Raw genomic sequence first — 19,433 nt, 5'->3', positions numbered from 1 at the left:
CTAATCCAACTAATCCAACTAATCCAAATCTAAGTACCAATAACGATTCAAATGAGATTTATTCTCAAAGTGTCATTAATGAAAAACTATCTTTGTCATCAGTTCAACAAGTCAATGGCGATGTATTATTAGATTATTTTGATAAGACAGGCAATACAAAGAGTGCCAATGTAATGATAAGGACTTCTGAAAAAGAAATATTTGCAGGAACTTTTTACACTTCAAATTTTAAAACTGCAATAAATGATGTTTCAGGTACTCCGTATTACATGGATGTAATCATAGATCATAAAATTTACGGAATAGTCAAGTCTTCAATATTTAATTCAGGTACAAGTGCAGATTATAAGGTAATTGGAATGTTTGCTAAACAATAAATCAGATATAATGTTCATTGATTTATCAATAGTGTGTCATATAAAATTAAAATAAATTAAGTGTTTTTTCATAATGTGATTGCTTACATTAGGACATTGTTTTTATAATAATCAATTTTTCTTTATGTTGTGCAATATTTTCAGGCTTTAAAAATGGGTCAAAAAAGAGTAACTGTTGCAAGAGAATACCTAAACAAATTAACAAATGGAAAAGCAATGCCTGCACTTGCCTTACGAGATAATAAAACCAACATTTGGGAACCAGTGGGAGAAGAGAATCTATATGCCTTTGTTGATGAATCAGCAGGGTTTGTTTTGACTGATAACAGCGGATACATACTTGCTTTAGTGGATAAGAATGGTATTTCAAAGACTATAGTTCAAGGAGTTACCAAAGAACAAAAAGAAATATTGGTTAAAGCATTTCAAAATGACAATATTTTAGAATACAAAGGAAAAGTTACACTTCCTGTATAGTTAAATGACAAAATTTTACCAATCATTGTCAAATAAAATCAGCGTAAAGCTTTTGTTATCATCATATTTAGAATAACAATGGCAAAATTCTCTCAGGAGATTGAAGTTAGCGGTCATCTTATAGATTCTTCAATTCTTACAAAAATATTTGATAAAATAATGGACTTGCATGGAGAATTTCAAGTAGAAGAAATTAACATAGGAAAAAAGAAAAAAGATCCATCATATGCAAGATTATCAATTACAGGTAAGAATCAAAAACATTTAGATGAAATTTTAGAGACTGTTTATCGAGAGGGAGCAGTTTCCAAAATACAAAAAGGAATTTCATTAAAAAAAGCTCCAAAAGACATGGTCATGCCTGATGATTTTTACAGTACTACAAATAATCACACGCAGGTTTTTCATAACGATGAATGGATTCAAGTTGAAAATATGATGATGGATAAATGTATTCTAGTAAAAGACAACAGAGCATTCTGCGTCCCTGTTAGAGATGTAAAAAAAGGAGACGAAATAATAGTTGGTGAGAACGGCATAAAGATCACTCCACCTGAACGTCCCAGAGAAGGAGTTAATGTCTTTGAATTTATGGGTAGTTCTAGTTCAAGTGAGAGACCAACTCAACATATTGCAAAAAAGGTTGCAGAGGACATCTACAAGACAAAAAAATCAGGTGGAAAGATTGTCATTGTTGGAGGACCAGCGATAGTACATACTGGTGCAGCTGATGCGGTTGCAGAGTTAATCAAACTTGGTTATATTGATGGTGTTTTGGCAGGTAATGCACTTGCAGTTCACGATATAGAATATGCAACATTGGGAACATCGTTGGGTATGAATGTTCATGATGCAACTTTAGCATATCGGGGACATAGAAATCATATGGATACAATAAACGCAGTTTTCCGTGCAGGCTCTATTGTAAATATGGTCAAATCAAAGAAACTAACACGTGGGATAATGTACCAATGTGTAAAAAACAAAATACCCTTTGTTTTGGCAGGCTCTATTCGGGATGATGGACCACTACCAGATGTGATTACAGATGTAGCAGTAGCTCAAAAAGAATACAAAAAAATTCTCAAAGATGCAAATATGGTAATAATGATTTCCACAATGTTGCATTCTATTGCGACAGGAAATATGTTACCAGCCAATGTAAAAGTGATAGTCATTGACATCAATCAACCAACAGTAACAAAACTAATGGATAGAGGCACATGGCAAGCACTAGGAATAGTTACTGATGTAGGGGCATTTTTACCAATGGTCGTACAACAAATTAAAAAAAGAAAATAACAGATTAAGGCGTTAATCTTGGATGTTGTATATGCATTCCATTTTCATCAATAATTATTGGATGAATTTGTTGGCTGTGTTTTATCCCACGCATTTTAGTTACTTGTAATGATCTTTCCATAGTGTCATCTTTTCTGGTATGTCTTAGCTGAATAATTCCCGATGCTGCAAACCACTCTATAGGTATTTCAAGATTTTCAGTGAATTCAGATATTATTATAGAAGTGACTCCATAATTTTCTAATGCCTGAATCATTCCTTGTAATCCTTGTCTCATGTAAAATTTATCTGCATATTGCATCGCCAGAATTGTAATTGAATCAATAACCACACGTTTGGCTTCAATTCGTTTAATACTACTTAACAGTAATTTTGTCAAATGCTCAAATGGGATCTCTTCCCCTCTGTACAATGAATCGTCTTTTCCAATTAATTCATCTTGAATTTTAAACGGTCTTGCATCAACCATCAAAATCTTGTCTTTGTTGATTAAATCATCAAGATCCCAACTAAATGATTTACAATCATTTTTAATCTCGGATATATTCTGGGACATCGACACATAAACACAGGGTTCCTCAAAATCCTTTGCACCAGAATGTAGAAATTGTAATCCAAAAGTAGTTTTACCACTGCCAGGAGGGCCAGATATTACTACAGAACGATTTTTCCTTAATCCTCCAGATATGATTGAATCCAGTCCAGGGATGCCAGTTTTTACTTTGGAATATGTAATGTCCATGATTATAGAAAAAATAAAGTTAATTTTCTATATAAAGAGAAGGACTATTTTGATTCAGACAAGTAATATTTTCTTAAACTATCAAAGATGAATATTCTTTGATTCAACCCAAAGAGATTCAAAAAGTAGTTTCATAGAATATACCATAGATTTAGAATTTGTCCACATTGCATAAGGCTCGGATGAATTAGCGTTTTTTGTAAAGAATAACAATTCAGAGTTATCCTTTAAAATAAAACAAAGATTGTTTTGTATTTCATTATTGAGTTTTTTTATGTTCTTTCTTTCCAAATTATCAAATATGTATGTGGTTTTTTCAGAACACGAACTCAATAATCGAAATTTTTGCTTTGATTTTACAAAAGATTCTAAAAATTCACCATGGTACAATTTGATGTAATCTTTCTCTGACCCTAAAATTAAAAATTCATCTTTAAAATTATCAGTCATTTCTGTAATTTTTGATTGAATTTGATTAGAACCTTGTAACATCTGGAATTTCTCTTCCACTTCTTCATGTGATGAATCAAATGTTGGAATATTATCCCATAATTCTGACAGCCCTTTTTCCATATGTTCAAGAGACTTTAATCGTTCTTTTTCAGAGTTGACTAAAATCCATATTGCCTTGTTTAGTGGTAATGCTGTAAATTGAATTGGATGTTGAAATGTGGCTGAAACAATTCCTTTGTTTTGTAATGCAGAGAGCAAATGATAGGTTTCGGTTCTAGGCAATTTAAGTGCCTTACATACTTCAGGAGCAGTCTTTGCACCGTATTTTCCAAGATAAATAAACACTTTACTTTGATTAGACGTTAGACCATATTGAGATAATTCACCTTGAATTTTTTCTAAAGTTATTTTGTACTCATACATTTGAGTATCTGGTGTAGAGTCAAATATTGAAGTCAGTTCGGATTTATGGGGCATGTTTTTCAGAGATCATAATTATGAAATGACTATGCTATATTGTAGTGTAGCTAAGAAGATTTGATCGGATCGATCACTTTTATTATGGCATTATAACTATATAAAAATTATAAAAATAGATATAAAATAAGTAATATTTTAGGTTTTTTTGATTATTTTAGTATTTATTTTAAAAAACTAATTATATATTTAGATCTAGATTTTTCCGTTAAAAAAGAGTATTAAAACAATTAATGAACCTAAAAAGAGTATTTTATTCAAATGACATACAAGTACCTAAAATATTCAATAAAGAAGGAATAGTAGTTGCTCGAATCTTTACTGAATTACAACATAGCAGGGGTCATCATGGCACTTACAATGTTGATCATAGGCTCCATAGTAGACATATGGAAAAGAGAAATTCATGATTATTACTGGATAGGCTTTGGCGGAGCAGGTTTTTTATTAATTTTTTTAGATTCAGACATAATACCACATTTAGTTAACATCGGAATTGCATTAATTATTGCACCATTTGTGATTTTTATTTGGAGATTAGGATTGTTTGGAGGAGCAGATGCGTTTGCATTAATTGCTTTGGCTGTAATTGCACCTATGACAACATTCTCAGAAAACCCTTCAACTCCATTTACAACATTATCAAATGCGGTGATTTTGTTTTTTGTGCCTGTTTCTATCAATGTAATTAGAAATTTGATATCAACCATGAAACATGAAAATATTTTTGAGGGTTTTGAAGAGACAAGATTTAGAAAAATTTGTGCGATTATGATTGGATACAAGGCAAAAAATCCAAAATTTTGTTTTTCAATTGAAAAAACAGTAAAAGGAAAAAAAAAGATAAATTTGAAAATACAACATGCGGAAAATCAGAATTATTGTTCAAAACCAAATACATGGATTACGCCTGGAATACCATATCTATTACTGATCACTGGAGGCTTTATCATACAGTTAATGTACGGAGATATCATACTTAGTTTATTTATAAAATAATTTAAAAACCAAGAAAAATTGTGCCTGAAACTGAATCTGTAATATCAAATAACATACATTTCCTTATGTGAAAAATTTCATGTAATTATTTTATGAAAAGACGCAAAAATAGCGAGATTGAATTTGATAATAGGATAAATGAGATTAATGAGATAAACAGGTCAATTTTAGAATATATTTTAAAACCAAATCAAGTTGAAGTCTATTTGCATCTAAATAAAAATGGGGTAAAAACAGCCACATCAATTTCAGAGGCACTAAGATTATCAAGAACTGAAACATATGAAATACTTTCAGAACTACAAAAAAAAGAAATAGTCACATCAATTTATGGCAAGCCAACAAAATTCAATGCAATTGAAATTGATGATGCAGTTACAACTTTAATTGATGCTGAAATAAACAAAAATATCGATAGATACTAGTTTAATTTTTTAATTTCTAAAAATAGATTTTTAAAGTTTGGATATTTCATCTAATATGGAAGGATTTTCGATTGAAGATAAATCGCCTAATGGCAACCCCAACAGTTTTGCTTTTAGAAGTCGTCGCATAATTTTTCCAGTTCTTGTCTTTGGAAGATCGGATATTTGATATACAATCTTAGGACGAGCAATCTTACCTATTTTTTCTGCGATATAATTTGATATTTCAGTTCCTAATATCAACTCATTTTTATTTTTAGAGACAAAAAACACTATAATTGCTTCACCAGTGATTTGATCAGGGATTGCAACAGATGCAGCATCTGAGATTTTATCGTGTGAGATTACAACATGCTCGATTTCAGCTGTACTCATTCGATGTCCTGAGACATTAATGACATCATCTGCCCTACCTTTCATATACCATAACCCTTCCTTATCGACAAAAACATAATCACCGTGAAACCAAATATTTTCAAAACGAGACCAGTATGTTTGAATATATCGCTCATTATTGTTTAACAGTCCTTTTGTCATTGCAGGCCAGGGGGATTTTACTACAAGATATCCATCTTTTTCTATAACTGATTTTCCATGCTCATCAATTACATCCAAGTTCATTCCAGGGCATGGAATTCCAACAGTTGACGGTTTTAATTTCATTCCAGGAAAAACAGATAACATCGCACCTCCTATTTCAGTACCTCCAGACAAATTCATGATGGGGATTTTTTTATTCCCTACTTTTTCAAATAACCACCACCATGAATCCTCATCAAGAGGTTCTCCAGTAGTTGGAATATTTTTAATCTTTTCAAAGGAATGTAATTTTAAAGGTTCAATGTTATTTTTCTTAAACAACCTTACTGCAGTTGGAGATATACCAAAAATTGTAACATTGTAGTGATGTAACATATCCCATATTCGATTAAAATCAGGATAGTTCAATGCACCATCATAAATTATTGCACATGCACCCAAAATTAACAAACCATAAACATTCCAAACCAATCCTGTTATCCATCCAATATCAGCAGGCCACAAAAGAATATCATTTTCATTCATATCAATTAAAAATCCTGATTGATATCCAGCAAAAACAGAGAAACCTCCATGAGTATGAATTACTCCTTTTGGTTTTCCAGTGGTTCCAGATGTGTATAAAATAAACAGAGGATCCTCGGAGGCAGTGCTTTCAGTTGAACAGACGGAATCCTGTGTTGATATTAATTTTGAGTAATAAACTACCAAATCAGATTCATCGTAATTATCAATTTGTGCATAAGATGCTACGATTATTTTTTCTATTTTTGTATCTTTTATTGCTGTATTGATTATTTGTTTTTGCGATATTGGTTTTCCATTTCTTTGAAATCCATCACAAACAAAAAGGATTTTTGCTTTACAATCTTGTAATCTTATTTGTAATGATTCAGAGCTATATCCAGAAAATATCACTGTCTGGATAGCCCCAATTTTTGCACATGCAAGTATTGCCAAAAATGCTTCTTCAATCATTGGAAGATAGATTGCGACTACATCTCCTTTACAAACACCTAATGATTTGAGGGCATTTGCAAGTTTGTTGACTTTTGATATCTAATTCAGAATAGGTAATTTTTGAAACTTTATCATCTTCTGAAACAAAAACATATGCTGTTTTATCGGGATTTTTTTTAGCAAATTTTTCAACAGATGATTTGTAAATGTTAGTTTTTCCATCCACATACCATTTGGACCAAGGAATTCCTTTTGAAGTATCTAAAACTTTTGTATAAGGAGTATCCCAAATTATTCCAAAATAATTTTCAACTTCTTGCCAAAACCATTCTAAATTTTCATTTGCCTTAATAGATAACTGTTGTAAATTTGAGACATCATATTTTTTCATAAATTTGTAAATGTTTGAATTTTGAATTTGTTGATCAGTAGGGGTAAATACAAAATCAGTCAATACGATATTTTTAAAACAGAAGAGTAAAAAGATTCAGATTTATGAAATATCTATTCCCAATCTTCTTGCACATGCAATAGCTGCTTTTCCGTCATCCTCAGTTATTCCAACAGTGGCAAACTTTTCAGTCCATCCTGTTTTTACATTCATAGTATTTTCTTTGTAATATTCCCGTAAAATACTGCCTATTTGCTCATCCAGTTTACGCTTAGTTGCTTCATTCATCCCTGCCTGAAGTACAGTGGAATCAGAATTTGCCAGTATTTTGATAAATTCTATTGTTTCTAAAGAGAGTTCAACCATTTTATTACTAAATCATCTTTTTTAATAAATCCAAAGTGAGTTTAGGATCTGCTTTTCCTCTTGTTTTTTGCATTACCTTTCCTACAAGATAGTTGATAGTTTGAGGATTGGATTTTGCTTGTTCTACAGCTTGAGTTTCTTCGGAGATAACAGAAGATATTATATTTGATAATTCAGACTCATCTGAAACATTACCAAGATCAAGTTCAGATATAACAGTAGACAAGTCCTTACCATTTTTTATGATTTCATATAATGCATTTTTAGCAGAATTTCTAGCGATTTTACCGGATTGAATTGAATCAGCTATGTCCTTTAGATGAGATGCTTTTAATTTTGATGATTCTCTTTTTTCCTTAGTATCGACTAATCCCATTAAATCCGTGGTGATAATATTGGCAACCTCTTTTGCATTGTCTTCAGTATGAGATTCTTCAAACAGATCGGAATAAAATTTATCAGATGAAAGTACATCTGCAACCTGTGGAGGAATATTATATTTTGAGACGTATCTCTCTTTTTTGGAACTAATACTTTCAGGCATTTCTTTTTTAATTTCTCTTTGATTTTATATTCAATGATGATTGCAGGTATATCACCCTCCAGAAAATATCTATAATCTAGATCTTCTTCTTTTGATCTTGAAGAGATGGTGATCTTTCTTTTATCATCCCAATGACGCGTCTCTTGAACAATTGGAATATCTCGAGAATGCAAACTTTGTTGACGTGTAATTTCAAAATGAACTGCCTTTTCTAAATCATGAAACGATCCAATGTTTTTAATTTCTACTTTGTTTCCTCCCTCGATTGAAACATTAGCATCTGCCCTCATTGCCCCCTCTAAACTTGGTTCCGAAACATCCAAATTTTCTAATAAGTTAGATAAAATATTTAGGAATTCCCTTACTTCTTTAGGATTTTCAAAATCAGGCTCAGTTACAATCTCAACCAGTGGAGTTCCAGCACGATTATAATCAACTAGTGTTATTAGGTTCTTTTCTGAACTTCCTTCATAAATTAGTCTTCCAGGATCTTCTTCAAGTTGAATCCTTGTGATTCGTATTTTTTTATCGCCTACCATGAGAACGCCAGCACCACCAACACTTGTATCTCCATAGATGTTTAGTTGAGTAATTTGAAAATTCTTTGGTAAATCAGGATAAAAATAATTTTTTCTAAAAAACACAATTTTTTCTGGAGTACTACAATTTAGTGCCATCGCAATCAGCGTTGCCTTTTCAACTGCTTTTTGATTCAATCTCGGAAGGCTACCGGGCAGACCCATACAAATAGGACAGATGTTGATGTTTGGTTCAAACTCTCTATAATTTGCCTTACATGAACAAAATAATTTACTTTTTAACTTTGTGAGTTGACAGTGTATTTCTAACCCTATTTTTGTCAAATTGGCACCTCTGGTAATTTTACGGTTTTTTCTAATGCGCGTGCTGCCTGTAATACTAATTTATCATTCATTGAATTTCCAATAAGCTGAATTCCAATTGGCAATCCATGCGATATATCATATGGAATTGATATTGCAGGTTTTCCAGTAAGATTTGCAGTAACTGTGTTGATATCGATTAAAAATAAAGCAACAGGATCATCAATTTTTTCACCAATTTTAAATGGTAAAACTGGAACAGTAGGTGCAATTAATAGATCAAATTTTTTGAATGCTTCATTAATTTGTCGTGTTAGTTTGTTTTTTACTTTGAGTGCTTTGAGAAAATATTTCCCTGCATGTCCCGCAGATGGAACAAAGCCACCTAATATCATGCGTCGTGTTACTTCAGGACCAAGTTTTTTTCTTGCTTTCTCAATGTAAGAGTTAAACTCGTATCCTTCAACTGAAAAATCATATCCGTATCTCAAATTATCATATCTTGCAAGATTACTGCCAGCCTCAGTTGCAGTTATTGTATAATATGCTGCAACTGAATATTTTACCATATCAAGGGAAACTTCTTCGCAGATTGCACCCATATTATCTAATTTTGATATTGCATTTTTTGTTGCAGAAAGTACGTTTGAATCAATTCCTTCGCCAATCATTTCTTTGATTATGCCTATTTTTTTGCCTTCTATACCCGAATCAATATCTTTCAGATAATCCTCATTGTGATTATCCACGGTGGTGTTATCATTAGGATCTATTCCAGATATCAGATTTAACATAAATGCTGTATCCTCAACTGTTCTAGTCAGAGGTCCAATCTGTTCAATACTATTTGCATATGAGATTAATCCGTATCTGCTAATCAAACCATAAGTTGGTTTGAATCCCACAGTTGAACAAAAGCTAGCTGGATTTCTAACAGAACCACCAGTATCAGAACCTAAAGACGCAACACACTCAAATGCACTCACAGATACTGCACTACCACCGGAAGACCCTCCAGGAACATAATCGGTATTCCACGGATTTTTACTTGGGCCGTACGCACTGAATTCGGTAGTTAGACCCATTGCAAATTCATCTAGATTTACCTTACCAACAAAAATTGCATCTTGTTGCTTAAGTTTTGTAATTACAGTTGCATCATACGGTGCAATAAAATTTTCTAACATTTTTGATGCACAAGTTGTTTTAGAATCTTTGATGCAAATATTATCCTTAATTGATATAGGCATTCCAAAACATTGTCCAATTTTTTCACCAGATTTTATTTTTTTATCAATCACTCGTGCTTGATCAATCGCTTTTTCATTTAATGATAAAAAAGCATGTAAATTTCCATCAATTCTTTGTATATGTTCCATAGTTTTTGCCATAAAATCTTCAGCCGAGATATTTCTAGATTTTACTTGTCGGATATACTCTAAAGCAGATATTTTTAGATTCAATTAAACCATCTTTGGAGCTCGAACATATGTCCCTTTATAGTGATTTAGTTTTTCAATTAGTTTTTCATTGAATGGAATGTACTCATCTTCTCTCAAATTTGCTAGGGAGATTTCGGTGAAAAATATTTCTTCAGATTCAACACCTGCTGAATCTAAAATATCAAAATAGCCTATCATTTTATCAACTCTTTTGTATATTGACGGATCATCGAGTTCTATTCTCATCAATTTTGCAACGTGTTGAATTTCTTCATGAGATACCATTTTCAAATCACCTATGGTGTTAGTCGGTCTACATCTCTTGGATAAAATGTGACATCTCTAATGTTTTCCGTGCCTGTTAGTGCCATAATTAGTCGTTCCAAACCAATCCCACATCCAGCATGTGGTGGAACACCATAATCAAATGCACCTAAATGATATTCAAATGCATCAATCTTCATTCCTTTATTTTTCATCCTCTCTTCTAATTCATGGCGTTTTTCAATTCTGGTACTACCAGAAGACAATTCAAGATCACCAAACATTAAATCAAACGATTCAGAAATTTTTGGATTTGCCTTACTATCTTTTACATAAAACGGCTTAGGACCTAAAGGCCAATCTTTGATAAAATAAAATCCTTCTACACCGATTTTTTTTAAGATTAGATGGATATAGATCATCGCCCCATTCGGTTTTAGCTCCTGCCTTTTGCATTTTTTCTACAAGATCATCATAAGAATATCTCGGAATAGAGTCAGGAATTTGTGGAATGACAAACTCGGCATCAGGATTATTTTTTGCATAATCAATTACAGAGTTCAAAGATATTTTGATTATATTCTCAATTCTATTCATCACATCGTTGTAATCAACAAAAGCCTCTTCCAAATCAATTGATATTGCTTCTGCCAAATGACGATTAGTCCTTGAAGGCTCTGCTCTAAAAATAGGCCCAATTTCAAAAACTTTTTCAAAACTCATTGTAAGTTGTTCTTTATACAATTGAGGGCTTTGAGCTAAAAATGCTTCTTTATTGTAATAAAATATTGCAAATAGTGCAGCTCCGCCTTCGGTTGCAGTTGCAATCATTTTTGGGGTATTAATTTCAGTAAATTCTTCTTTGTAAAAATAATCTCGAATTGATTTGAGTACATCACTTCTTACATTAAAAATATGTTGCAATGTTTTACGTCGAAGATCAATTGGCCTTACCTCTAATCGTGTGTCAATATTTTTAACAGTTTTTGCCAATGGCTCAAAAGGCGGAATTTTTTCAACGTCTGAAAATACACGCAGATCAGTAGGAATTATTTCAAAACCTGTTGGAGCTTTCTCAGAGGATTTGACCTTCCCAACAACTGCAATTGATGAATGTGCCTTTAGAACGGATAGTTTTTCACGTAACTCATCAGGACAATCTCCTTTTTTGGCAACTATTGGAATATCACCGTTTTTGTCCCTGAGAGTGACAAAACTGATATTCCCATGTCCTCTTACAGTTAAAATCCAACCCATTACAGTTACTTCAGATCCATCCATTAACGAGTTTAATTCATTAGAATAATGAGATCTACGCAGTGTGCCAAGTTCTGTTTTTATCATAATTTACTAAATTGGAGTCTTATGGTGTAATTAATTTTTGGGGCAAATCAGATCATTGAATAAAATTAGAATATCCAATAATCATTATCAAAAGGTTGTTTTCCTAAATACTAGTATTCATACATAAAACCATGAACTGTCACGGAAAAAGTGAATCTCATGTTTGGAGATTCTCCAAGCACACAGGAATGCGCAGATGTGTAAAGTGTAAATCCCGAATTCCAATTACCAAAGAGGAGTTTGCCTTAAAATGGGGTTTAAAAAAAATCATAGTCAAGTAGACTATCTACTTTTTTCTAAAATATTCAGATAAAATTGGATTTACTAGCAATTATTCAGAATGACAGATATCAGATTTGTTCATGTAAAGGGTGGAAACAATAAAAAAGTAACATTTATCATAAGAAAATATTTCAAATAAAAACGAGTTGGATCCATTAATAATGATAGTTGTTGCGGCTTTTATCATAACAGCGGTATTTGTAGGATATCATGCATCCCAAGAACCTCAAGAAAAAATGTCAGAAGGACATTCAGTACCATCATTGGTGAGTAGTTTTAGTAATCATGCAAAACAATCAGCATCTTCATTGTTTATTAGTACATATTCATTCCAAATCTAATTCAGATTAAATTTATTTTTAATTTATAAAATTAATTAAGATCATTCTAAATCCTTAAGTTCCCACAAAATTTAGAAAAGAAGTGTCTCTTACAAACAAAGAAAAAATAATCGCAATAATATCAAATGGAATTGCTGTTTATTCATTATATCAAGAGAGAGGCACGCTTCCAAAAAACACAAGCATGTATGATTTTGTATTAAAGGTGATTCCAGAAGATTTGAAAACCGAGTTAAGTGTGGAATTAATCGATGAGGTTTTTCAGTATGTGTCATCCGCACATAGTTCATAAAGTACAATAAATTAGAATAGATATCACATTGACAACAATAGCGACGTTAGGATCTCATTGTGCCCTACAAGTTCTAAAAGGTGCCAAAGATGAAGGTTTGAAAACAATCCTTGTTTGTGAAAAAAAACGAGAGAAGATATACCGCCGATTTCCATTTATTGATGAATTGATTTTAGTCAATTCATTTTCAGAGGTATTAGAAAAAAACATCAATCTACTTTAGAAAAAAACGATGCAGTGTTGATTCCGCATGGTACTCTGATTGCTCAGATGAGCTCAGAGCAAATTGAATCAATCAAAACCCCAATTTTTGGAAACAAATGGATTTTGAGATGGGAGTCAGATAGAATCATGAAAGAAAAGTTGATGCGTGAAGCAAAACTACCAGTTCCAAAACCAGTGCTAGATTCAAAAGACATCAATACATTAGTGATTGTAAAAAGACAGGGAGCTGCAGGAGGTAAAGGATATTTTTTAGCAGCAAATCAAGAAGATTATAATAAAAAGAGAGAGCAATTAATTACTCAGGGGATATTATCTAAAGACGAATCATTATACATTCAAGAATATGCTGCAGGAGTATTAGCATATTTACAGTTCTTTTATTCTCCATTAAAAGAAGAGCTGGAATTTTTTGGGGCAGATCAAAGACATGAATCAGACATTGAGGGAATGGCAAGAATTCCATCAGAGCAGCAACTCAAAAGCAATAAGGTTCCATCGTTTAATGTGATTGGAAATAGCCCTATAATTCTAAGAGAGTCATTACTAGACGAGGTGTATACGATGGGGGAAAATTTTGTAGAAGCTGCAAAAAGGATAGTGTCACCTGGGATGAATGGTCCTTTTTGTATTGAGGGAGTGTATGATGAGAATGCAAAATTTACATCATTTGAGTTTTCAGCAAGAATTGTTGCAGGAACAAATATCTACATGGATGGTTCACCATATTACTCACTGCTTTTTAATGAGCCTATGAGTATGGGTAAAAGAATAGCGCGTGAGATTAAAACAGCTAAAGAGACTAATCAGCTAGATAAAATTACAACTTAAAAAAAGATGTTTTCGTTTTTGTAAAAAATATAACAAATGTAACCATAATTATTAATACAAAAATAGCGCCAATAGGGAATTCAGGAATTACATAAGTTCCAATAATCTCAATTTCCTGAGTTCCTGTAGGAACAAAAAAAGATAGAGTGAAACTATCAGTAGCTGTAAAAATTTCATAATCCATATCTTGACCATCAACTAAAATCACAAATTCATTATTTGGGGCGCTTATCAGTTCAGAATTTAGAGTGATTGAGAAGTTAGAATCTTTAGTGTTTTCAAGACCAACAAGCAATGATTTTGATTCACGATCAATATCCATCGCTAAAACATCTCCGTTTACAGTATACAAAATATCAAATGTATGATCATCAAATCGTAATACATATTGTAACGGATTTGTAAATTCAGATGAAGTTTGTGCAAAAGCAGGATTTATCAGCAAAGGTAATAAAAATAAAATCCAATAAATCATAGATTCAAAATCAAATAATTAATTATTATTGCTTTCTTCTATGCCACAATTTATGCACATTTTCTTATCTTGGATAGCAAAATATGAAAAATTGTGAATAAATCCAATTTTACAACTCATATCAATAACAAATTCCCATACCATTAGAAGTGCCATAGTCAAAAAAAACATCGATCAAAGACCAATTGTTTCAAAACATGAGAATTTAAAAAAAGACAGTCACGAAAACTAAAGATCTATCAGTACCGCCGTCTTTTCAGAATTAGCAAGTTCGTCCCTTACTGCATGAATAATATCAACAGGATTAATCAGGCTAGAATAATCTACCAGTTTAAGATCATTGAGGAGGTATACTTTAGGAGCAATCTCTGAATGTCTAGATTCAAGAAACTCATCTAATTCTTCCAAGATGGTTATTTTGCCACCCTGAATTATTCTACCATTTTTTATTGAGAGTTTAGATTTACCATATCTATCTAAGACTAAAATATGATGTTGATTTTTTCTGCTAAATAATTTTTTTATTTCTACATGACCAGTAAACACAAAATAATGATCAGTCTCATAACTTAGATCAATTAAATCCTCTGGGATTTCAATAATCTCACTAGTTCTTTTTCTAGCATCACTTAGGGTAAAAATATTTTTTGATGTTTCGGCACTATCTAATTCTACATTACCCACAGCAGTTACTCGAAGAAGGGCCTTGTCAGAAACATATTCACTGTTAATCATAATTGATTCAGGAATGGCACCTTTGTCAACCAGCATCGCATGGATTTTTTTATGAACCTGATTAATTTTTTCAGGAGTAGGTTTGACCATTGTTTGTTCTATTTCTTCTTGAAGCATAGAGGATGCAACACCGATTGAAGATATGACTTCTGCATGTTCTGCTTTTTCATATTTAATTCCTAGTTGTTTTGCAACAAATGGAACAAGAACTGACGCACCACCACCACCGCCAATCAAAGTTGTGGCAGAGGGGTTCATTTTGAATTCTTTTAGAATTTTGCTAATTGTTTTAGTTATATCGAATGAGGCAGTTTGAATAATAGACATTGCAATTTCATGATATGAAACGCCCACAAACTCTGCAAGTGTCTTTATAGCAATTTTTGCAGATTCTTGATTTGCGTATGCATAATCATCTTTTTCAATCATTCCCAATGCGTTTGCAGCACAAGTGTTTGTAATTGCATAAGTTCCTTTTTCACATTTTATTGCCACATATTCAGATTTGTCATTTTGTTTGGGTTTGATCAAAATTATTTTTCCAGTTTTAAGATCATCAGGTTCTGCATAGCAGGAATATTTTAATCCAGAAATATGAGCGCTACGTGGACCCACATGGGATATCCTGTTTTTATCCAAACCCACCATACTGCCTCCAGCAACTCCCAAAATTCGCACATCCATTGATCTAATGCAAGTTGGATGATCCTTTACTGTCACATAACGAATTTCAGGTTTACCATTTTTTATAATGCAGATATTTGTGCTAGTACCACCCACTTCAACAAATATTCCATTAGTTACTTTGAGATGAAGTAGTGCACCAGCTACACTTGCGGCAGGACCTGAAAGAATGGTAAGAATGGTTTTGTTCTAAATGTATCCATACTAGTGACACCTCCATCTCCTTTCATTATCATCAAAGGTGCAGTCACACCAGTTTTATGAATTGCCTCTTCTACGTAATTTGCAACTTGAAATGTTTTTGGCAAAACACTTGCATTTACTGCTGATGTAAGGGTCCGTATCTCTAATCCATAAATTCCAGAAATTTCATGTGATGCAGTAGAGGGAATGTTTTGTTTTGATGCAACATTCATTACAAATAATTCATTTGATGGATCATCTACTCCAAATGCTTCAGTAGCAATAATTACTTCAGCACCATTTTTTTTTAATCTATTAATCGTATCAGCAACTTCGCTTTCAGAAATTAAATGAGATGTATCTAAAAACTCATGAGTGGTTTTGATGTCCTGATTAGTGTTAATTGATGCATCTTGCAGATTTGTTCTTTTTATGACATCTTTTTTTGTTGGTCCTACACCCATTGCAATTATCCCAACTTTTGAAGTATCAGATTCTAATAATGCATTAATTGCCTGAGTAGTGCTATGAGAAATTAATTCGATATCATTTACTCCAATACCAGTTTCATCTATAATTTTAGTTAATGCAGAAACAATGCCTTCAGAAACTCCTTTATCTGCACTATGTGTTGTCGGGACTGTAGATTTGGCTAATAATGAACCTGTTTTTACATCAATAGCAACAGCTTTTGTAAATGTTCCACCCACATCAATACCAACTCGAATACGTCTTTTATCACTCATTTGGAATATTCCTCGATTTTCTCATGGCAACAAGTTTTTGTTCTCTACGTGGTTTGAATATTAAAACATATGAAGCAGCAAACAGATAAACTGCTAATAAGATAATTTGTCCTATTGTAGTTTCTAAAGTTGGATAAATTCCAGTCATTGCAGCCAAGTTGATATCCAGTCTTGGGATAATGCCAAACATGCTAGTGTACGGGATCACATCTAGAATTTGTAATTCCCTAATTGCATTTCCTAAAAATGCAACAGAGAGATATGCACCAATTCCCATAGTCAAACCAAATAATACTCTTAATGGTAATCGTTTACCTAGTTTTCGCATTACAAAGAACAATCCTAAAAGAGATGCGATTCCAAGTACAAATCCAAGACCTACATACAATTCCATATATTTGGCAAATGCAAACATAGCCTGATAGAACAAAACAGTTTCAAATCCTTCACGGTATACTGTAAAGAACGACAACATTACAAAAACCATGAATCCACCTGAAACTCCAGCTTGCCAAACTTTTGCTTTTACAAACTCCATCCATTTTTTGTGTTCAATCTTATTTAGAATCCAGAAACTAACATAGAACAATACCGCAGTGGCAGATAATGCAGCTATTGCCTCTACCAGTTCTCTACTTGCACCAGATATATCGATAATATACGACGTTACAAGCCAGGTTATGATGGTTGCAACAAGTGCAAGAACAATGCCATAGTAAATGTACGGTTTGAATTTGGTATTTCTAGAAGCTTCCAAATATGTCAAAATAGCCCCAAGAATCAAAACAGATTCTAACCCTTCTCTAAAGATTACTGCAAATGAAGAGGTAAACGCAATTGCAGGGGCAATTTCACCAGTTCCAGTTACGATTCTTTCAGATTCATCAAGATTTCTTCTAATATCAATTATTATATCTTGAACATCTTTTTGAGGGGCTTGTTCTTTGATTAAATTACGCAAAGTGGCAAATTGATATTCAACCTCTAACGTAAAATCAGGATCAATTGCCCTAAGTGGGATCTCTACATATTCATAGCTATCAAGATAAGCAGAGCGTGCAGACGTATGCGCGGATTGAAAATCACCACGTGCATAATGAACTAGAGTATCTTCTAATCGCTCACGAATTGTATCAATATTGTTTTTCACATCAGATTTTTGATCCTCAGTTGTATCACCAATAGATTTCAAATCTTTTTGAGGAGTAACATCTTCAGAAGAAGTGAGATCACTAGTTAATGCCTCAGCTTTTGCTAAATCAGGTAAAATTGAATTATTAACAAAGTCAAGAATAGAATCAGGAGTTTCTTTTTGCACAATCATAGTTCTAAGATTTTCACGCATGTCAAGTTCAAGAGAAATTAGTAATTTACTATCAACTTTTTCAATATCCGATTCCAAGTACTCAAAATTATCAAGATATGCTTCAATGCCAAGTTCTTCAGCAGTTGAGTAATCTCCAGATTTTAAAGAAGCGGATAATTCAGAATATAAAGTTCTAATTTTATCATAGGTATTTTTTTTATTAGAATCAATTGTTTCAGTTTGTAGCAAATCGCGTTGTATTGCAGTAATTAAACTACCAACAATAGTAAAGTCCTGTTTCTTTGAAATAGATTCATCTAGATCCTTAAAAAAGGAATCAAGTTCTTGATTTAGACGATCATTATTGGAGGGATTTTGTTTTACTGTGTTTTTAGAATGTTCCACTAAGGATTGTGTGAAAAAATATGATTCAAGATTGTTTTGCTGAATTGCTAATTGATATTGTTCATCTGCTTCAGATAGTATCGAAGATGCAAGAATGTTGGAATTACCATTGAAAGGAATTTGTGAAAATAATTCTTGTATTTTGTTTATTTGATTAATTAGAGTCTCAGAGTCTGATTTTGACAAAATACTAGAGTGTAAATCAAGTAATTCAATATGAATATCATCAGATAAGGCAGAATTATATGATCTTAAGAATTGGATATTCTTTCCATAAAAATTATTTGTCATAGTCGAGTATTTTTCTGCAACATTGTAATTATTAGTTAAAAGCGCCTGTTTTGTTAAGTCCAATCCAATTCCTGTAATTGTAACAATTGAAGAGTGATTTTCTTCGTTTTGAGCAAATACACTATTAGTAAATGCGAAAATACCAAAAACAAAAACAACAATAATCAAATACAAATAAAATGTTAATTTCATGAATTGTTGATTAGGTCTAGCTAACGATATTTAAACAAAAGATTAATTCTACAATCATAGAATGAGAAACTGAGAATAGTATTTTTGCAGAGCATAAAGTAAATAACAAAAATTATTCTAAACTTTCATCATAAAAAATGGTTGAATTTTTTTGATTATCTTTAAAGATTTGATTTAGGATTGTTTGTATTAGGATATAAATTCAAAGTTGGTTCAAGATCAGTCAAAGTGATTTCTACCTTACCAATACGACTACGATACTGTTTAATTTTTTTTCCTTCTCGAGAAATTACAAATCTATCTACTTCTGCAAGTGCCAACTCTTCTAAAGTAGACAAAGTTTTGTAAACAGTAGATATAGAAATTTTTAATTCATCTGCGATTTGTGTCGCATCCTTTGATTCATTTTTAATTGAAAACAACACAGCACGTGTACATACACTACTAAGAGATTCAATGATTTTTTGGGTAACATCAAATTCACTTAATTGAATTATGTTTGG

General features: G+C 32.3%; 21 protein-coding genes and 3 pseudogenes. 9 read left to right on the top strand and 15 right to left on the bottom strand.

Annotated elements, in window-relative coordinates:
* The 3 genes and pseudogenes from BG20_RS12280 to BG20_RS01475 form a co-directional block, all read left to right on the top strand.
* Nucleotides 1-377, top strand: a pseudogene (locus BG20_RS12280) (hypothetical protein); the annotation flags it as partial.
* Nucleotides 378-530: 153 nt separating this feature from the next.
* Nucleotides 531-854 carry a hypothetical protein gene (locus BG20_RS01480; RefSeq protein ID WP_010189954.1) on the top strand — a complete coding sequence of 108 codons (324 nt, stop codon included), beginning with the start codon at nt 531-533 and terminating at the stop codon, nt 852-854.
* A gap of 78 nt (nt 855-932) precedes the next feature.
* A complete protein-coding gene (locus tag BG20_RS01475; RefSeq protein WP_010189953.1) occupies nt 933-2,156 on the top strand; it encodes an ornithine cyclodeaminase, nickel-pincer nucleotide-dependent in 1,224 nt (407 codons plus the stop codon).
* 4 nt (nt 2,157-2,160) lie between these two features.
* Here the strand turns inward: BG20_RS01475 and BG20_RS01470 are convergent, their stop codons facing one another.
* Both BG20_RS01470 and BG20_RS01465 read right to left on the bottom strand, forming a co-directional pair.
* Entirely contained in the window at nt 2,161-2,898 is a 738-nt protein-coding gene (locus tag BG20_RS01470; protein WP_010189951.1) for an RAD55 family ATPase, read from the bottom strand.
* A gap of 81 nt (nt 2,899-2,979) precedes the next feature.
* A complete protein-coding gene (locus BG20_RS01465) occupies nt 2,980-3,828 on the bottom strand; it encodes a TrmB family transcriptional regulator (protein WP_010189949.1) in 849 nt (282 codons plus the stop codon).
* Between the two features lie 306 nt (nt 3,829-4,134).
* Between BG20_RS01465 and BG20_RS01460 the strand changes: the two genes are divergently transcribed.
* Entirely contained in the window at nt 4,135-4,827 is a 693-nt protein-coding gene (locus tag BG20_RS01460; protein WP_238527440.1) for an A24 family peptidase C-terminal domain-containing protein, read from the top strand.
* A gap of 92 nt (nt 4,828-4,919) precedes the next feature.
* Nucleotides 4,920-5,252, top strand: coding sequence for a helix-turn-helix domain-containing protein (locus tag BG20_RS01455; protein ID WP_010189945.1), 333 nt, complete (start codon nt 4,920-4,922; stop codon nt 5,250-5,252).
* Nucleotides 5,253-5,282: 30 nt separating this feature from the next.
* Here BG20_RS01455 and BG20_RS01450 read toward each other — a convergent pair whose 3' ends face one another.
* Genes BG20_RS01450 through BG20_RS01425 form a run of 9 tightly spaced genes read right to left on the bottom strand, consistent with a single transcriptional unit; the run spans nt 5,283 to nt 11,945 of the window.
* Nucleotides 5,283-6,851 (bottom strand): acetate--CoA ligase, encoded by a 1,569-nt coding sequence (locus BG20_RS01450; protein WP_238527442.1) that lies wholly within the window; start codon nt 6,849-6,851, stop codon nt 5,283-5,285.
* Nucleotides 6,799-7,206 (bottom strand): acetyl-coenzyme A synthetase N-terminal domain-containing protein, encoded by a 408-nt coding sequence (locus tag BG20_RS12970; protein ID WP_010189942.1) that lies wholly within the window; start codon nt 7,204-7,206, stop codon nt 6,799-6,801. Before BG20_RS12970 ends, BG20_RS01450 begins: the two co-directional genes overlap by 53 nt.
* A 39-nt stretch (nt 7,207-7,245) precedes the next feature.
* Nucleotides 7,246-7,509, bottom strand: a complete 264-nt coding sequence (locus BG20_RS01445) for a hypothetical protein (protein WP_010189940.1) — start codon at nt 7,507-7,509, stop codon at nt 7,246-7,248.
* Nucleotides 7,510-7,516: 7 nt separating this feature from the next.
* The gene (locus tag BG20_RS13945) at nt 7,517-7,900 is read right to left on the bottom strand and encodes an Asp-tRNA(Asn)/Glu-tRNA(Gln) amidotransferase subunit GatB (RefSeq protein ID WP_238527441.1); all 384 of its coding nucleotides are present in this window, start codon (nt 7,898-7,900) and stop codon (nt 7,517-7,519) included.
* Nucleotides 7,885-8,916: an Asp-tRNA(Asn)/Glu-tRNA(Gln) amidotransferase subunit GatB gene (gene gatB, locus BG20_RS01440; protein ID WP_238527439.1), complete on the bottom strand. Its 1,032-nt coding sequence runs from the start codon at nt 8,914-8,916 to the stop codon at nt 7,885-7,887. The genes BG20_RS13945 and gatB overlap by 16 nt, the downstream gene beginning before the upstream one ends.
* Nucleotides 8,913-10,358: an Asp-tRNA(Asn)/Glu-tRNA(Gln) amidotransferase subunit GatA gene (gene gatA, locus BG20_RS01435; protein ID WP_010189939.1), complete on the bottom strand. Its 1,446-nt coding sequence runs from the start codon at nt 10,356-10,358 to the stop codon at nt 8,913-8,915. Before gatA ends, gatB begins: the two co-directional genes overlap by 4 nt.
* Nucleotides 10,359-10,622: an Asp-tRNA(Asn)/Glu-tRNA(Gln) amidotransferase subunit GatC gene (locus tag BG20_RS01430; RefSeq protein ID WP_010189938.1), complete on the bottom strand. Its 264-nt coding sequence runs from the start codon at nt 10,620-10,622 to the stop codon at nt 10,359-10,361.
* Nucleotides 10,623-10,633: 11 nt separating this feature from the next.
* Nucleotides 10,634-11,023 carry an amino acid--tRNA ligase-related protein gene (locus BG20_RS13580; RefSeq protein WP_250635814.1) on the bottom strand — a complete coding sequence of 130 codons (390 nt, stop codon included), beginning with the start codon at nt 11,021-11,023 and terminating at the stop codon, nt 10,634-10,636.
* A complete protein-coding gene (locus BG20_RS01425; RefSeq protein WP_250635813.1) occupies nt 10,944-11,945 on the bottom strand; it encodes an amino acid--tRNA ligase-related protein in 1,002 nt (333 codons plus the stop codon). The genes BG20_RS13580 and BG20_RS01425 overlap by 80 nt, the downstream gene beginning before the upstream one ends.
* A 443-nt stretch (nt 11,946-12,388) precedes the next feature.
* Here BG20_RS01425 and BG20_RS01420 point away from each other — a divergent pair, with 443 nt between their 5' ends.
* From BG20_RS01420 to BG20_RS01410, 4 genes and pseudogenes are all read left to right on the top strand, one after another.
* A complete protein-coding gene (locus BG20_RS01420; protein ID WP_048096968.1) occupies nt 12,389-12,568 on the top strand; it encodes a hypothetical protein in 180 nt (59 codons plus the stop codon).
* 82 nt (nt 12,569-12,650) lie between these two features.
* On the top strand, nt 12,651-12,860 hold the full coding sequence (locus BG20_RS01415) for a hypothetical protein (RefSeq protein ID WP_010189934.1): 210 nt from the start codon (nt 12,651-12,653) through the stop codon (nt 12,858-12,860).
* Between the two features lie 28 nt (nt 12,861-12,888).
* Nucleotides 12,889-13,199: pseudogene (locus BG20_RS13940) on the top strand (DUF1246 domain-containing protein); the annotation flags it as partial.
* Between the two features lie 12 nt (nt 13,200-13,211).
* A complete protein-coding gene (locus tag BG20_RS01410; protein ID WP_420805920.1) occupies nt 13,212-13,913 on the top strand; it encodes a DUF1297 domain-containing protein in 702 nt (233 codons plus the stop codon).
* Here the strand turns inward: BG20_RS01410 and BG20_RS01405 are convergent.
* The 4 genes and pseudogenes from BG20_RS01405 to BG20_RS01390 form a co-directional block, all read right to left on the bottom strand.
* On the bottom strand, nt 13,903-14,388 hold the full coding sequence (locus BG20_RS01405) for a hypothetical protein (RefSeq protein ID WP_010189928.1): 486 nt from the start codon (nt 14,386-14,388) through the stop codon (nt 13,903-13,905). The two genes, BG20_RS01410 and BG20_RS01405, sit on opposite strands and share 11 nt — an antisense overlap.
* A 228-nt stretch (nt 14,389-14,616) precedes the next feature.
* Nucleotides 14,617-16,736: pseudogene (locus BG20_RS01400) on the bottom strand (hydantoinase/oxoprolinase family protein).
* Entirely contained in the window at nt 16,729-18,930 is a 2,202-nt protein-coding gene (locus BG20_RS01395) for an FTR1 family iron permease (protein WP_010189926.1), read from the bottom strand. The pseudogene BG20_RS01400 and the gene BG20_RS01395 overlap by 8 nt, the downstream one beginning before the upstream one ends.
* A 161-nt stretch (nt 18,931-19,091) precedes the next feature.
* Nucleotides 19,092-19,433: helix-turn-helix domain-containing protein (locus BG20_RS01390; RefSeq protein ID WP_010189924.1), on the bottom strand; the 342-nt coding region annotated here is incomplete at its 5' end.

This window comes from Candidatus Nitrosarchaeum limnium BG20 (assembly GCF_000241145.1).
Taxonomy (GTDB): Archaea; Thermoproteota; Nitrososphaeria; order Nitrososphaerales; family Nitrosopumilaceae; genus Nitrosarchaeum; species Nitrosarchaeum limnae.
Note: the sequence above shows the minus strand (reverse complement) of the source record. Positions and strands in the feature narration are given on the sequence as shown.

Excerpts from the sequence above, each read along its gene's own strand:
- BG20_RS01430 (WP_010189938.1), bottom strand. The coding sequence starts at position 10,622 with ATGGTATCTCATGAAGAAATTCAACACGTTGCAAAATTGATGAGAATA.
- BG20_RS01465 (WP_010189949.1), bottom strand. The coding sequence starts at position 3,828 with ATGCCCCATAAATCCGAACTGACTTCAATATTTGACTCTACACCAGAT.
- BG20_RS01470 (WP_010189951.1), bottom strand. The coding sequence starts at position 2,898 with ATGGACATTACATATTCCAAAGTAAAAACTGGCATCCCTGGACTGGAT.
- BG20_RS01420 (WP_048096968.1), top strand. The coding sequence starts at position 12,389 with ATGATAGTTGTTGCGGCTTTTATCATAACAGCGGTATTTGTAGGATAT.
- BG20_RS01405 (WP_010189928.1), bottom strand. The coding sequence starts at position 14,388 with ATGATTTATTGGATTTTATTTTTATTACCTTTGCTGATAAATCCTGCT.
- BG20_RS01455 (WP_010189945.1), top strand. The coding sequence starts at position 4,920 with ATGAAAAGACGCAAAAATAGCGAGATTGAATTTGATAATAGGATAAAT.
- BG20_RS01480 (WP_010189954.1), top strand. The coding sequence starts at position 531 with ATGGGTCAAAAAAGAGTAACTGTTGCAAGAGAATACCTAAACAAATTA.
- BG20_RS01425 (WP_250635813.1), bottom strand. The coding sequence starts at position 11,945 with ATGATAAAAACAGAACTTGGCACACTGCGTAGATCTCATTATTCTAAT.
- BG20_RS01410 (WP_420805920.1), top strand. The coding sequence starts at position 13,212 with ATGAAAGAAAAGTTGATGCGTGAAGCAAAACTACCAGTTCCAAAACCA.
- BG20_RS01395 (WP_010189926.1), bottom strand. The coding sequence starts at position 18,930 with ATGAAATTAACATTTTATTTGTATTTGATTATTGTTGTTTTTGTTTTT.
- BG20_RS01445 (WP_010189940.1), bottom strand. The coding sequence starts at position 7,509 with ATGGTTGAACTCTCTTTAGAAACAATAGAATTTATCAAAATACTGGCA.
- BG20_RS01475 (WP_010189953.1), top strand. The coding sequence starts at position 933 with ATGGCAAAATTCTCTCAGGAGATTGAAGTTAGCGGTCATCTTATAGAT.
- BG20_RS13580 (WP_250635814.1), bottom strand. The coding sequence starts at position 11,023 with ATGATCTATATCCATCTAATCTTAAAAAAAATCGGTGTAGAAGGATTT.